We start from the raw sequence: 13,570 nt of genomic DNA, 5'->3' as shown, positions 1-13,570 counted from the left end.
GCCCCCATATTGAATGACCGGACGATATCTATGCTGAATACTGACTCCCTGCGCCGCCGGGCGATAGACGCCGCAAAAGGCGACGCGCCTTTCGACCTCCTGCTTACCGATGCCCGCATTGTGGATATGGTCACCGGCGAAATTCGTGAAGCGGATGTGGGTATCGTCGGTGACATGATTGCCAGCGTGCATCCACGCGGCAGCCGCAGCGACGCCGCCGAGACGCACTCGCTGGCAGGCGCTTACCTCTCACCGGGTTTTATCGACACCCACGTACACCTGGAAAGTTCACATCTTCTCCCGGCCCGTTACGCGGAAATCGTGCTGGCGCAGGGCACAACGGCAGTATTCTGGGACCCCCACGAGCTGGCGAACGTGCTGGGCGTGGAGGGCGTGCGTTTTGCCATCGACGCCAGCCGCAACTTACCGCTGCACGTGATGATCGCCGCACCGTCCAGCGTGCCCTCCACGCCAGGGCTGGAGATGTCCGGGGCCGATTTCGCCGGCGCGGAGATGGAAACCATGCTCAACTGGCCGGAAGTGAGTGGCGTGGCGGAAGTGATGGATATGCACGGCGTGCTCAACGGCAGCACGCGGATGCAGGAGATCCTTAACTGCGGCTTACAAAGCGGTAAGCTGATTGAAGGCCACGCACGTGGGCTGAGCGGGGCCGGGTTACAGGCCTACCTCGCGGCGGGCGTGACGTCAGATCATGAACTCACCTCCGCCGAAGATGCGCTGGAAAAACTGCGCGCCGGGCTAACGCTGGAAATTCGGGGTTCGCATCCTTATCTGCTGCCGGATATCGTGGCGGCGCTAAAGACGCTCCCGCATCTCTCCTCGCAGATTACCCTCTGCACCGATGATGTGCCCCCGGATATGCTGCTGGAAAAAGGCGGTATCGTGGCGCTGCTGAATCTGTTGATTGAGCACGGTTTACCCGCCGTCGATGCGCTTCGTTTCGCGACATTCAACGGTGCTTTGCGCCTTAAGCGTGATGATTTAGGGCTGATTGCCGCCGGTCGCCGTGCGGATTTGGTGGTGCTGGATTCCCTGCAAACGATTCGACCACACCGTGTCTACGTCGGCGGAAAACTGATTGCCCGCGATGGCGCAATGATTGAACCGCTGGCGGTGAGTCACGCCGCATTGCCAAATACCATGCATCTTTCGCCGCTCGGCCCGGACGATTTCGCCCTGCGCATCGCCGACGTTGAGCATGGCGACGCGCGGCTGAAACATATTCGCGGCGCGCGTTTTACCGAATGGGGCGAAGTCGATGTGCAAATCCGCGAAGGCCGCATAGTGCTCCCTACCGGGTTCAGTCTGATTTGGGTACAACATCGCCATGGTCGCCATGAGGCCAAACCACAAATCGCCCTGCTGGAAGGCTGGGGTGAACTTCAGGGGGCGATCGCCACCAGCTACTCGCACGATTCGCATAACCTGGTGGTACTGGGGCGCTGCCCGCACGAGATGGCCCTGGCCGCCAATACCCTGATTGCCAGCGGCGGCGGGATGGCGCTGGCGCAGCATGGCGAGTTAGTCGCCCACGTGGCGATGCCGATTGCTGGTATGCTCTCTGACCTTCCAGCCCCGGAACTGGCGGTTGCATTCCGCAATCTGCGCGAGCGTAGCGGTGACATTGCCGACTGGCAGCCACCGTATCGGGTATTTAAGGCCATTGAAGGCACCTGCCTTGCCTGTAACGCCGGGCCACATCTGACGGATTTGGGGCTCACCGATGGCGCAACGCGTCAGATTGTCGACCCGGTTATTCACTATTCGCATCAGCAAAGGAGCGCCCACTAAATGGCCGACCACTCAATCAATACGCCTGCCTCTGAGAGCTGGCTGGAACGTTGTTTTGCCCTACGCGCTCGCGGAAGCTCCGCACGCACCGAATGCCTGGCGGGTATCACGGGGTTTCTCGCCGCCGCTTATCTGCTGGTGGTGATCCCCGGTCTGCTGGCCGCGGGCGGGATGGATAAAGGCGCGGCGACCACCGGCACCATTTTGGTATTTGTGGTCGGCACGCTGTTGATGGCGTTTTATGCCAATCTGCCGTTTATTGTGGGGCCGGGGATTGGCGGCTCGGTATTAGTCGGCGTGTCGTTGGCCGGAAACGCCGGAATTGGCTGGCCGATTGGACTGGGGATTGCCTGCTGGTCCGGCGTACTGTTCTTCCTGCTCACCCGTTTTGGCCTGCGTGAAGTGGTCACCCGCTCGGTGCCGCAATCCATCAAACTGGGGTTGACGGCGTCTATCGGTATTTTTGTTGCCCTGCTCGGTTTTCGTAATGCCGGGTTGGTGCTGGCAAGCGCCAAAAATAACGCTTTGATGCTGGGCGATTTCCTATCGCCGGGCGCGCTGGTGGCCCTGTGCGGGCTGTTTCTGGCGATTGCCCTGCAGGCACGTCGCATTCCTGGCGCTATCCTGTGGGCGATTCTGTGTGCGACGCTGGTGGGTATTCCGGCGGGCGTCACGCACCTGCCATCAAGCTTTATCGCCCTGCCCCACTCATTAACACCGGTGTTTGCACAGGTGGATATCCTTGGCGCACTGAACATCGCTTTCCTGCCCTATCTGTTTGTTTTTTTTGCCTCAGAGTTTTTCTCAACCATGGGCACCACGCTTGCCGTCGGCGGTGAAGCGGGCCTGCTGGATGAAGAAGGCAATATGCCGCACATCAACCGCCCGTTTATGGTCGACTCCATTGCCGCCGCGCTGGGCCCGTGGGTCGGCATTCCGGCCGCGACGGCGCTGATTGAGTCCTCCGCCTCGGCGGAAGCAGGCGGTAAAACCGGCATGACTGCGCTGGCCGCCGCCATCATGTTCCTGCTGATGCTGCTGTTTACGCCCGTTGCGCTGATGATCCCCAAAGAAGCCACCGCCCCGGCGTTGATCCTGATTGGCCTGAATATGTTTAGCGGCCTGCGTAAGGTGGATTTGGCGAATTTCACCGACGGTTTACCGGTGCTGATGATGGTGATGATTACGCTTATCGCCAACAGCTTCGGGACGGGTATCGCGGGCGGGTTGCTGTTTTATGTGATGATTAAAACCATTGCCGGGAAGTGGCGGGAAATCCCGCTCGGCTTATGGATTCTGGCAGTGCCGCTGGTGTATTACTTTGCCACGCTGGTACGCCATTAATTAGGAATTCATCAAGAGCGTTTTGGTGGTGTAGTGCAGTAGACTATCTGCGGGTGCTTGAGGCTATCTGTCTCAGGCATTTGCAGGATGGCAGATAGAGAAAAGCCCCAGATAACATTCAACGTCTTGCAGGACGTTTAACATTCATCTGAGGCCATATCTAATGCTAGACACATTAAGATTAGCCTCTTACTGGCCCACGGGTCAAGGAGTAGACGGCTATGAAGCAGTACAAGGCGATGCTTGTCGCCCTGATAATTCTGTGTGTCACCACGATTCTGGTGGTGCTGGTCACGAGAAAGGATCTCTGCGAGGTCCGTATTCGAACTGATCAAACGGAGGTTGCTGTTTTCACGGCTTACGAATCCGAGTAAGAGCACCGGCGGGGAGTTATCCCCGCCACTCTTTATGGGCTAGCTCTCTTCTTCATAGCACCCTTTTATCTCCCTAAGCCCGCCTTGGCGGGCTTTTCATTGCGCCATCACCACCAGGCGTGAAAATGGTGCACCGGGCCAATCCCGCTGCCGACTTCCAGAGTATCGGCCTGCGCCAGCGCGGCAGAGAGCCAGGTTTTCGCTTCCAGCACCGTGTCGCCCCAGCTGCTATGGCGCGGGCGCAGTGCCGCCAGCGCCGCCGACAGCGTACAACCCGTGCCGTGGGTATTTTTGGTGTTGACGCGCGGCGCGGTAAATCGCTGCTCGCCATCGCGGGTAAACAGCCAGTCGGGGCTTTCCGCGTCATCCAGATGGCCGCCTTTCATGAGGACCGCGCCGCAGCCCATCGCCAACAGCGCGCGCCCCTGTTCCAGCATTTCACGCTCATTACGCGCATGCGGCGCATCCAGCAATGCCGCCGCTTCCGGCAGATTCGGCGTAATTAACGAGACCTGCGGCAGCAGGCGTTGACGCAGGGTTTCTACCGCTGCGGGCGAGAGCAGCGCATCACCGCTTTTGGCCAGCATGACCGTATCCAGCACCACATTTTCCACCCGATGGCGCTGCAAACGTTCGGCCACGGCTTCAACGATATCGGTTTCCGCCAGCATCCCGATTTTGGTGGTATCGATGCGCACATCGTTAAACACGGAATCCAGCTGCGCGGCGACAAAATCCGGTTCAATACGATAGACCGACTGCACGCCATGGGTGTTTTGCGCCACCAGCGCGGTGATCACCGAACAGCCGTATGCGCCCAGTGCTGAGAAGGTTTTCAGATCCGCCTGAATGCCCGCGCCACCGCTTGGATCGGTACCGGCAATGGTTAATGCGTTAATCCGTTTCATGCCAGAGCCTCCCCATCAAGTACATACAGTGCATCTAGAAATGCCGGGACAAAACTGCCCGGTCCGTTATCGACCGCCGCACGACCACCGGCCAGTTTCATAAAGGCACAGGCAGAAGCGACGTTATCCAGCCTGTCGCCCGGCAGCGCACAGCTTGCCGCAACCACCGCCGACAATGCACAGCCGGTGCCCACCACGCGGGTCATCAACGGGTCGCCGCCCGTTACCGCGACAACGCGTTGTCCATCGGTGATGTAATCCACTTCGCCCGTCACCGCCACAACGGTATTGATTTGACGCGCCAGAGCCTGTGCCGCCGGAAGTGCTGCAGCGGCGGTATCAGTGGTGTCCACGCCGCGCCCGCCCGCGCTCATTCCCGCCAGCGCCATAATTTCAGAGGCATTCCCCCGAATGGCGGCGGGTTTTAAGGTCAACAGGTCGTGGCAAAACTCGGTGCGCAGCGTTAATGCGCCCACGGCGACAGGGTCGAGAGTCCAGGGCTTACCTGCGGCGTTCGCACTTAGCGCGGCGGCTTTCATCGCCTGCGCGCGCGGCTGCGTGAGCGTGCCGACGTTTATCAATAACGCATCGGCAATGCCAGAGAACTGCGCGGCTTCCTGCGCATCAATCACCATCGCGGGGGATGCGCCGAGCGCCAGCAGTACGTTGGCGGTGAAGGTCTGCACGACGTCGTTAGTCATGCAGTGAACAAGGGGGGCGTGATGACGAAAAAGATGTAACGAATGCGCGATTTGCGCGCGGCTAAGCGGCTCTGCTTGCATGGTTTGCTCCTGCCAGAACGTCCAGAAGCAATGACCTGACGGTCTCTGACTTCCCTACGCTGGCATTATCCAGATCAGGTGGTACGGGTTTTTCTCAGCCTTCACGAAGGAAGGGCACCCCGAGTCATTGATACAACGAATTCGTGTATCGCAGCAGGTTACGGCAAGTACCGGGCGGAAGCAAGCCGCACAAATCATTTGCATTCCCCCTATCATCGGTCCAAAATTATTCACAAAGGTGATGGCGTTCCACCTTTCCCAACCGCCCCGCTGGGGCTGATGACGCCTGGTATACCCTCTTAACATGGAGGTATGTCAGGCTGTCTGTCATTTGAAGACCCGCTCATACCTCGCAACCTGACGAGGTTTTTTTATGCCTGTTTACAACCATGCGCTGGTGCTGATTAACAACAGCCTTGATGGCATTCCCCTGCTTGAGCACGCCGCAAAAATGGCGCAGGAGAACGCGATGACGATAACCATCGCGCATATCAGCACCGATTATCGTGCCCTCAATGATGTCTCTGACAGCCTGATGGATGATGTGGTTTCGCAGGAAGTCATTCAGGCCAAAGCCCTGTTGAGCGAGCTGGCAGAATCCGTTTCCCTACCGGTACAAACGCTGGAGCTGGTCACCACCCGTCGCTTTGAAGATGTCGAATCCTGCATTCGCGACCGACGTATCGACCTGGTCATTGCCGGGCATCACAATCGCCTGCTGGGCGTGCTCGCCTCCCACTCCCTTGAGTACATCAACCATCTGACGGTGGATGTGCTGATCAAACATTTAGCATAAGGATTTACGCGCGTGATGTATCGTTCATTACTGGCCGTTATTATTGGCGGCTCTACCGGGTGTGTGATTCGTTGGTGGCTGTCGATGAAACTGAACAGCCTTTTCCCCAGCCTGCCACCGGGAACGCTGGTAGTTAATCTGGTCGGTGGTTTTATTATTGGCGCGGCGCTGGCGTTCTTTTTGCGCCAGCCGCAACTGGACCCGGCATGGAAGTTACTGATTACCACTGGACTTTGCGGCGGGATGACGACCTTTTCCACTTTTTCGGCGGAGATCGTCACCCTTCTGCAAAACGGCAACTATCTGTGGGCGATGATTTCGGTGATGACTCACGTGGTGGGATCGCTCCTGATGACCGCCGCCGGGTTCTTTTTAATGACGCTGGTTTAGCGCGCCAGTGACGCCGCCATTCTCACCCAGGTGTGGCGGCGACCGCGAACGGCCATCGAAAACGCATATAGCGCCTGCGGGTCAGCCATCCCGGCAACGCCCGCATCGCCGAAGTTATACATATCGGCGCCGCAGCGTTTACTGGCCAGCGCAATTTGCCGCACCGTGTCTTCGTCAGCGCCCTCCTGGCTGCTGCTGAGCGTGGTGATACCCACGCCACCGACGGCCTGAACCGCCGCCAGCGCACAGGCCACCTTCTCTTCTGAGGCGCCGCGACAGCTGGCTGGCGCGGGAATCATCACGCCATCGGCACCTTCCAGAACATAGCGGGCGTACTCCTGCGGTTCGGCAAGGCCAGACGCATAAAACTTCGCCACCAGGATCATTTTATCGGTCATCGCGCGAATCTGGCGCAGTGCGTCAATGACGCGCTCAGTGGTGACGCCCGGTTTGTCATACGCCGTCAGGCAGTAAAAATCTGCCTCCTGCAGCAGCGCAAGATTATTCAGGTTACAGGCGCGAGGATCGTCCAGCGACGGATCTGCCAGCACTTCCATGCTGACGCCAATCAGTCGCCCCGTCAGCGCCTTAAAGTGGGCAAGGTTTTCACATCCCTGAATCGCCTGAGTGCGGCAATTCATTCCTTTTACCAGCAGCAGATCGCAGCCAAACGCGCAAAGCAGCTCGCCATTGGTCACTTCGCCGTACAGCGGGCTCGCCCCTGCCGCGACTTCCGCCATAATCACGCGTCCTTCAGAAGCGACAATGGCCTGCACCAGCTCGCTTGCAGCAGCCGGTTTGGCAAAATCATGGGTGCGGCAATTTAAAATCCGTTGCATATATTCTCCTTAAGATAACGCGATCAGTGACGGCGATGGCTGCTGGAACGCGCGTTCCAGAATCTCCAGATTAGTCAGCGCTTCCAGCTCGCTGACGTAGTTTGCGCATCCAGTGGTTAATGTTTCATACAGCGCGTCATAGACCCGACCATAGTCACCTTTAACCGCCGGAATAAACGCTTGCTGGCTGTTGCCCTGCTCGTCGATATAGTCAAGTACGCCAGGATGTTCATCTGCGGCGAATAAGGGATTATCCGGCATAATGTTGGCTTTCAGGCTGGTTTCCTGCTGGTCTATTTCATCGCGAATAAAAGTTCCACGCGTACCGTGGACCAGGAATTTAGGATACGGTTTTTTCACCAGATGGCTGGTTTTAATAATGGCTTTCATATCGCCATAAATAAGCTGCGCTTCGAACGTGTCATCCGGGTTATCCGGCTGGCGCAAATGGCGCAGATGATAATAAACCTGCTGCGGGCGGCCAAATAATGCAAGCATTTGATCCAGGGTATGTACGCCAAGGCCATAAAACGCGCCGTCAAAATGCCCTCCCGGCTGGCGGTCGGCCTGCGGGCGGAAATAGTCGAAGTGGCTCTCCACCTCCACAATTTTGCCAAGCTTGCCGCTTTCAATCACCTGCTTCATGGTCAGGAAACAGCTATCAAAACGACGATTCTGGAAAGGCGTTACCAGTAGCCCTTTTTCACGCGCCAGGGCGAAGAGTATCTTCGCTTCATCAAGCGTGGTGGTAAACGGCTTTTCGACCAGCACATTTTTACCATGCTCAAGACAGAGTTTGGCATAGTAAAAATGGCTATCCGGGTGCGTACACACCGTCACCAGGGAAATGGTTGGGTCGTTTAAAATATCTTCAACCTGTGAGGTAAACTGAATACCGGCATATTCAGACTGCTGTTCGCGCGCGGGTACCCGGACGCGGTCAAATATTCTGCTGACGTTAAACTTGTCCTTGCGTACCAGCACATAGGGCAGATGATAACGGGTTGCGCTTTTTCCAAAGCCAATAAAGGCGCTATTAATCACAATTAACCTCCTGTTAATGCTGTGTTCTGTTATTCAAAATGACAACAGCGTCTTCGATGGCGGATTTACCATCCAGCTTGCTGAAGTACTCTGCATTTATCGCCACCACCGGGCAGGCGTTGTCGATGTTCTTCATAATGGATTCCTGCATATACACCACCTGCGGGCCGAGCAGAATGAGATCGGCATTCTGATACTCCTCTTCTATGCGGCCAATATTGATGGCGTACACGTTGAGCGCATAGCCACACTCTTCGGCATATTTGCGCATTTTGTTCGCCATGATTGAGGTGGACATCCCTTCATTGCAGGTCAGAATAATGGTTTTATTGCTCAGTACGCTTAATTCGCGGGCATCCTCTGCGGGTGTGGCTTGTTCAGTGGATAATGAATCGACCAGCGTTTTAACTTTGGCTTCAACAATCGTTTTTTCATAGGCCATCAGAAACGGCAGATAAATCACCACGCCCAGCGCCAGTAAAGCGACCTGTAAAATAACGTTGCGGAAATCGCCGCCGGAACCTAACCAGCCGGAGAGCAACGGCGGTACCGACCACGGCACGAAGGCCACTATTTTAGAGACCATGCCCAACTGCGTGGCGAAATACGCGATCACAAAGTTAATTTGCGGATAGATGATAAAAGGGATCATGATCAGCGGGTTATACAACACCGGAAAACCAAAAATAACCGGCTCATTAATGTTGAATAATCCCGGCGCCAGTACCGTGCGCCCCAGCTTTTGATGGCTTGAGACTTTACTGCGCAGAAATATCGCCAGCAGCAGCGCAAGCGTGGTGCCCGTGCCGCCCATATGGCCGTAGAGATCGCGAAACGGCAGCACAATAATGTGCGGCGGAATATCACCACGCGCAAACGCGGCCATATTTTCCTGCATCGCGACCAACAGAGGCGGCTCCAGAATCGGGTTAATAATGCCCGACGGGTGAATACCGAGCGAGAACAGGAAATTGGTGAGCGTCGTCAGCACCAGAAAACCCGGCAAATTGGTGGTGAGATGCACCAGCGGCGCCTGAATCAATGCCTGAATAATCTCGTGCACCTCTTTTCCCGTTCCAGCTTTAACACCCGCTGCCAGCAGCGCAAAGGCCAGCACCACCAGTATTATCGAAAACATCGACTGGAAGGACTGCGTCACCATCGGCGGCACTTCATCCCCCATACGGATTTGCAGCCAGCGGGTTTTAGCCACCCACAGAAAAAGGTCGGTGGCGACGATAGCGGTTAAAATCGCCATAAAGACGCCGCCCGCGTTGGTCAGCCCCAGCGATATCACGCCGCTGACGGCAACCGCCGTTGTGCCGTTAACCGGCGTTAACAGCACCTGTTGCGGCATCAGCACCAGAAATGCCGCCAGGGAAACCATGGCCGGAATCATCGGCGCGGCGAATTTACGCTTGCTGGCAATACTCCAGGCGATAAGCACCACCAGCATCAGCGCCAGAATACTCATCGTTCCGTTCAGAATACGGTCGCCGATACTTCTGGCCGCCAGAAGCGCCTCGCTGGAAAACCACTTTCCTATCATGCTATTAGGGTCAAGGAAAACGTAATTGACCATAATGAACAGACCCGCCAGCACCAAAAACGGCACGGTGATAATAAAGCTGTCGCGCAGGCTTCGCAGGTGAACCTCGGACGCCATCTTTTGCGACACGTCCGTGATGCGCGTTAAGAGAGTCGTATTGCTCATGACGCCGCCTGTTTGTCAGTGAGCGATAGCGCGTGATCCAGCACCGCTTTGGCGTTAATTCGCCCGAAATCCACCGGGTTAATCGCCCCAACAGGAATTTCGTTATTGACGCGCTGGCGAATGGAGTCAAGCAGATAACTAATTTGCGGACCCACCATAATCACATCCGCCGTGCGATAATGCCCTTCGAGCGCCGATTCAGGGATAGCCCAGGCTTTTGCATCAATATTGTCTGTTTGTGCCACTTCGTTCATCTTGTTGCACAAATAGCCCGTCGACATACCTTCATTACAGATAAGCAGAATACTTTTCATCATTCATCCTTGTTTTCAGTTTATTAATGCGCCGGGTTATCCTGTGCATTCAGGACTTTTTCATAAAGCATCAGGAATGGCATGTAGAGTAATACCCCCAGCATCAGAAGAATAAATTGCAAAATCACGTTACGGTAATCGCCACCGCTTGCCAGATAACCCGAAATTAAAGGTGGAACAGACCACGGTACGAAAACGACAATTTTTGATACCCAGCCCCATGCCGTCGCGTAATAGGCGATGACATATAAAACAGACGGAATAAAGGTAAAGGGAATCATCAGAATGGGGTTGAAAATAATCGGGAAGCCGAAAATAACCGGTTCATTAATATTGAACAGCGTGGTTGGCATCACCGTCCGCGAAAATGAACGCAGCTCTTTACGTTTGCTGCGAATAAACACGGCGATAATCAGACACAACGTGATCCCCGTTCCCCCCATACGGCCATACAGATCGCTGAAGGGGCGCACAATAATATTCGGTATTTCTCGCCCTGCCGCCCACGCGTCCATGTTTTGCTGCATCGCGACTAACATCGGCGCTTCCAGAATCGCACCGGTGATCCCGCCGGGGTTGATGCCAAGAGAGAAAACAAAGTTGTTGATGATATCGATAAGAATATACGCCGGCAGGCTGGTTGCCAGGCCCAGCAGCGGTTTCTGAATCACCATGTTAATCAGCTCATGGAGTTCCACACCGGCAACAACCACCATCAGGTAAGAGACAAACGCAAACAGCAGCACGGTGATCATCACCGCAAACAGTGTGTTAAAGGATTGAATGACCGCAGGCGGTACGTTGCCTTCTATTCGAATTTGCAGACGCTTATTCTTACTGATGCGGATGAATAATTCCGTTGCCAGCCCGCCGCAGACCAGCGCCACGAAGGTTCCGCTGGTGCCCAGCAGTGCGTAAGGGGCCGCGCTTTTAATCATTACGTCTGCCGTTGCGCCCTCGGGTGTAAAGGCGTTCAGCACCGGCATCAGTACGAACAAACAACTGACTGCAACCAGCGCCGCCATCAGCGGGTTAGCAAACTGCCGGTTGCGCGCCAGGTTGTAGCTGAAGACCAGTCCAATCAGCATGCCGAGGATATTCATGGTTCCATTAACCACTTTATTACCGACCGTTTGCCAGGAGGATAACGTGGTATCAGCAACGATTCCCGACAAAATCCCGCCGGGATTAATCACCACGTTATTAATCAGAATCATCATCCCGGACAGCACTAAAAAAGGTATTAACATTATGAATGCATCGCGCATGGTGCGCAGATGTATTTGAGAACCCATCCACTGAGCTAATGAAAGTGTTTTCTTCAATAAGATATCTTTCATGGCATGTTCCTGTGTAAATGATTTAATAAATCACAACAATGAATACGCGGGTTTAATTATCTATATGAATATTTTGTTTATTCATTACAACTGACAGGAGCAAGAATGTCGCCGGGTTTGGGTCAAGTCAATGTCTTTATTTTAAAAGTAGACTACTTTTAAAATAAATGAGATCTGGATAAAAATTTAGCATCTGAGATATACTGCCGCTGACATAAAAGGAGAGATGCGTTGCGCCGATATATTGAAATCTCAAATATAATCAGAGAAAGGATTAAGAATAAATTATATTTGCCGGGTGAAAAGATCCCCTACGGGCATCAGCTTTGTGAGGAGTTTAGCTGTAGTAAAATCACGCTAAGCAACGCGCTGGATATTCTGGTCAATGAAGGTTTTATTACGCGTCAGCGCGGGCTGGGAACGGTGGTGAAAACCGCCACGCCGCAGCCATTGCCGCTGGCGGGGGAAAGAAATCCCCCTATCCTCGGCGTCAGCACCATTAACGCCGCACAGGGGCATAACGTCAGCAGTCTTCTGCTGGCGTTTGAAACAGCCAACCCGCCAGCCGATATCGCTGCTCACCTGGCGATAAGCGTCGATCAATTCGCCTGGCATTTTCGTCGTGTGCGCTACATTGACGAACTTCCGCTTTCGATTGAAGAGACCTGGATCCCCCTGCGCATTCTGCCGGACTTTACCCGTCAGGACGCGCTGGGTTCGGTGTATCAATATGTGGAAAAAACGCTGAAGAAGATCCCGGCCAGCAGTCACACACAGTTTTCATCGCTGCCGAGCGATGCAGACGCACAAACCTGGCTGAAACTCACACCGAATGAACCGGTGAGCGTGACGCGCTCTGTCACCTATCTTAATGATGGTCAGCCGTTTGAATTCTGCGTGAGCCATTATCACTATCAACGCTTTAACTATAATTCCGTTGTTCAGCGTCAGGGGAATTAGCCTCTGCGCTGCACCAGCGCTTCACAACGTTCTTTCACTGCTTCATACAATAACCGCACCGCAGGCGAGAGCTGCTTGCGATGCGGGCAAATCATATTCAGCGGCACACCGTCGCCTTCGTAGTCCGGCAGCAGCAATTTCAATCGCCCCTGAAAGACATCTTCACTGACGTCGAGCCACGACTTATTGGCAATGCCTTCCCCGGCAATGGCCAGTCGGCGAATCACTTCTGCATCATCGCTGATAATTGTGCCGTTTACCTGCACCTCGTGGGTTTCCCCCCTGGCGGTAAGCGTCCAGCGATCGAACAATCGACCTCGCAGGACATAGGTCAGCGCATCACACTTTTCTAAATCGGCAGGCGTTGCCGGTTCGCCATTTTTGGCGATCCAGTCCGGCGAAGCGACCAGCACGCGGCGATTATCCGGTGCGATGGGCAGCGCGACGTATGACGCATCCTCATTGCTGCCGTAGCGAAAGGCGACATCAACCGGATCTTTAAACACATCGGTCACCTGGTCCGAGAACAGAATGCGCAACTTAAGCGCCGGGTGGCGCTGGCGGAACTGGCGAAAAATACCGAGCAGCAGATTTCGTCCCAAATCAGAAGGCACCGCAATTTGCAGCGTACCGCGAATCTCATCGTCGGGCGTTTGAATCTGCTGAAGGCCCGCCTGCATTGTTTCCAGCATCTGCGTGGCGTAAGGCAGCCAGGTTTCGCCCTCTGGCGTCAAGCGCAGGCTGCGGGTTGAGCGGGCGAACAGGCGAATATTAAGCGCCGTCTCAAGACGCTTAATGGCGGAACTCACCTGAGCAGGCGGCAGACCGGCCTCGCGCGCGGCTTCGCTGAAACTGCTTAATGCCGCCGCACGCACGAACAGGGTTAAATCTTCCAGCCTGAGCATTTTCACTCCTCAACGATAAGTCCTGTCGCCGCGAATGGATTTTTCCGG

At 55.1% G+C, this 13,570-nt stretch carries 14 protein-coding genes and 2 riboswitches; of the genes, 6 read left to right on the top strand and 8 right to left on the bottom strand.

All coding sequences use genetic code 11. From position 1 onward, the window contains the following. Positions 1-30 precede the first annotated feature (30 nt). The 3 genes from G163CM_RS02680 (at position 31) to G163CM_RS02670 (ending at position 3,530) form a co-directional block, all read left to right on the top strand. Complete coding sequence (locus G163CM_RS02680; RefSeq protein ID WP_231826801.1) at positions 31-1,812, top strand: adenine deaminase; 1,782 nt, start codon at positions 31-33, stop codon at positions 1,810-1,812. Further along, positions 1,813-3,156 (top strand): NCS2 family permease, encoded by a 1,344-nt coding sequence (locus G163CM_RS02675; RefSeq protein WP_231826800.1) that lies wholly within the window; start codon positions 1,813-1,815, stop codon positions 3,154-3,156. It abuts the gene before it with no gap. A gap of 221 nt (positions 3,157-3,377) precedes the next feature. Next, positions 3,378-3,530 (top strand): Hok/Gef family protein, encoded by a 153-nt coding sequence (locus G163CM_RS02670; RefSeq protein WP_015963794.1) that lies wholly within the window; start codon positions 3,378-3,380, stop codon positions 3,528-3,530. A gap of 107 nt (positions 3,531-3,637) precedes the next feature. Here the strand turns inward: G163CM_RS02670 and thiD are convergent, their stop codons facing one another. Both thiD and thiM read right to left on the bottom strand, forming a co-directional pair. Beyond that, on the bottom strand, positions 3,638-4,438 hold the full coding sequence (gene thiD / locus G163CM_RS02665) for a bifunctional hydroxymethylpyrimidine kinase/phosphomethylpyrimidine kinase (protein ID WP_231826799.1): 801 nt from the start codon (positions 4,436-4,438) through the stop codon (positions 3,638-3,640). After that, positions 4,435-5,220, bottom strand: coding sequence for a hydroxyethylthiazole kinase (gene thiM, locus G163CM_RS02660; protein WP_231826798.1), 786 nt, complete (start codon positions 5,218-5,220; stop codon positions 4,435-4,437). Before thiM ends, thiD begins: the two co-directional genes overlap by 4 nt. 34 nt (positions 5,221-5,254) lie before the next feature. Then, positions 5,255-5,352: riboswitch (TPP riboswitch) on the bottom strand. A gap of 96 nt (positions 5,353-5,448) precedes the next feature. Beyond that, positions 5,449-5,516: riboswitch (Fluoride riboswitch) on the top strand. 77 nt (positions 5,517-5,593) lie between these two features. On the opposite strand from thiM, the gene G163CM_RS02655 reads away from it, so the two are divergent. Together G163CM_RS02655 and crcB are read left to right on the top strand one after the other, a co-directional pair. Further along, complete coding sequence (locus G163CM_RS02655; RefSeq protein ID WP_231826796.1) at positions 5,594-6,016, top strand: universal stress protein; 423 nt, start codon at positions 5,594-5,596, stop codon at positions 6,014-6,016. 15 nt (positions 6,017-6,031) lie between these two features. Continuing rightward, positions 6,032-6,406, top strand: a complete 375-nt coding sequence (gene crcB, locus G163CM_RS02650) for a fluoride efflux transporter CrcB (RefSeq protein ID WP_149462419.1) — start codon at positions 6,032-6,034, stop codon at positions 6,404-6,406. Here the strand turns inward: crcB and G163CM_RS02645 are convergent. Genes G163CM_RS02645 through G163CM_RS02625 form a run of 5 tightly spaced genes read right to left on the bottom strand, consistent with a single transcriptional unit; the run spans position 6,403 to position 11,657 of the window. After that, entirely contained in the window at positions 6,403-7,245 is an 843-nt protein-coding gene (locus G163CM_RS02645; RefSeq protein ID WP_231826791.1) for a DUF7916 family protein, read from the bottom strand. The genes crcB and G163CM_RS02645 overlap by 4 nt on opposite strands. Positions 7,246-7,254: 9 nt before the next feature. After that, positions 7,255-8,292 carry an oxidoreductase gene (locus tag G163CM_RS02640; protein ID WP_231828318.1) on the bottom strand — a complete coding sequence of 346 codons (1,038 nt, stop codon included), beginning with the start codon at positions 8,290-8,292 and terminating at the stop codon, positions 7,255-7,257. A gap of 10 nt (positions 8,293-8,302) precedes the next feature. Then, positions 8,303-10,003, bottom strand: a complete 1,701-nt coding sequence (locus G163CM_RS02635) for a PTS transporter subunit EIIC (RefSeq protein WP_231826789.1) — start codon at positions 10,001-10,003, stop codon at positions 8,303-8,305. Further along, positions 10,000-10,320 (bottom strand): PTS sugar transporter subunit IIB, encoded by a 321-nt coding sequence (locus G163CM_RS02630; protein WP_231826787.1) that lies wholly within the window; start codon positions 10,318-10,320, stop codon positions 10,000-10,002. Before G163CM_RS02630 ends, G163CM_RS02635 begins: the two co-directional genes overlap by 4 nt. Before the next feature lie 20 nt (positions 10,321-10,340). Beyond that, complete coding sequence (locus tag G163CM_RS02625) at positions 10,341-11,657, bottom strand: PTS sugar transporter subunit IIC (protein WP_231826785.1); 1,317 nt, start codon at positions 11,655-11,657, stop codon at positions 10,341-10,343. Between the two features lie 231 nt (positions 11,658-11,888). Here G163CM_RS02625 and G163CM_RS02620 point away from each other — a divergent pair, with 231 nt between their 5' ends. Then, the gene (locus G163CM_RS02620; protein WP_255689873.1) at positions 11,889-12,617 is read left to right on the top strand and encodes a GntR family transcriptional regulator; all 729 of its coding nucleotides are present in this window, start codon (positions 11,889-11,891) and stop codon (positions 12,615-12,617) included. Here the strand turns inward: G163CM_RS02620 and G163CM_RS02615 are convergent. Beyond that, positions 12,614-13,522 (bottom strand): LysR family transcriptional regulator, encoded by a 909-nt coding sequence (locus G163CM_RS02615; RefSeq protein ID WP_231826782.1) that lies wholly within the window; start codon positions 13,520-13,522, stop codon positions 12,614-12,616. The genes G163CM_RS02620 and G163CM_RS02615 overlap by 4 nt on opposite strands. Positions 13,523-13,570: the final 48 nt, after the last annotated feature.

The sequence above is a fragment of the Pseudocitrobacter corydidari genome (assembly GCF_021172065.1).
Lineage (GTDB): Bacteria > Pseudomonadota > Gammaproteobacteria > Enterobacterales > Enterobacteriaceae > Pseudocitrobacter > Pseudocitrobacter corydidari.
This window is presented reverse-complemented; position numbering and strand designations above follow the sequence as displayed.

Excerpts from the sequence above, each read along its gene's own strand:
- G163CM_RS02630 (WP_231826787.1), bottom strand. The coding sequence starts at position 10,320 with ATGATGAAAAGTATTCTGCTTATCTGTAATGAAGGTATGTCGACGGGC.
- G163CM_RS02675 (WP_231826800.1), top strand. The coding sequence starts at position 1,813 with ATGGCCGACCACTCAATCAATACGCCTGCCTCTGAGAGCTGGCTGGAA.
- G163CM_RS02615 (WP_231826782.1), bottom strand. The coding sequence starts at position 13,522 with ATGCTCAGGCTGGAAGATTTAACCCTGTTCGTGCGTGCGGCGGCATTA.
- G163CM_RS02645 (WP_231826791.1), bottom strand. The coding sequence starts at position 7,245 with ATGCAACGGATTTTAAATTGCCGCACCCATGATTTTGCCAAACCGGCT.
- G163CM_RS02670 (WP_015963794.1), top strand. The coding sequence starts at position 3,378 with ATGAAGCAGTACAAGGCGATGCTTGTCGCCCTGATAATTCTGTGTGTC.
- crcB (WP_149462419.1), top strand. The coding sequence starts at position 6,032 with ATGTATCGTTCATTACTGGCCGTTATTATTGGCGGCTCTACCGGGTGT.
- G163CM_RS02680 (WP_231826801.1), top strand. The coding sequence starts at position 31 with ATGCTGAATACTGACTCCCTGCGCCGCCGGGCGATAGACGCCGCAAAA.
- G163CM_RS02655 (WP_231826796.1), top strand. The coding sequence starts at position 5,594 with ATGCCTGTTTACAACCATGCGCTGGTGCTGATTAACAACAGCCTTGAT.
- G163CM_RS02625 (WP_231826785.1), bottom strand. The coding sequence starts at position 11,657 with ATGAAAGATATCTTATTGAAGAAAACACTTTCATTAGCTCAGTGGATG.
- thiD (WP_231826799.1), bottom strand. The coding sequence starts at position 4,438 with ATGAAACGGATTAACGCATTAACCATTGCCGGTACCGATCCAAGCGGT.
- G163CM_RS02635 (WP_231826789.1), bottom strand. The coding sequence starts at position 10,003 with ATGAGCAATACGACTCTCTTAACGCGCATCACGGACGTGTCGCAAAAG.
- thiM (WP_231826798.1), bottom strand. The coding sequence starts at position 5,220 with ATGCAAGCAGAGCCGCTTAGCCGCGCGCAAATCGCGCATTCGTTACAT.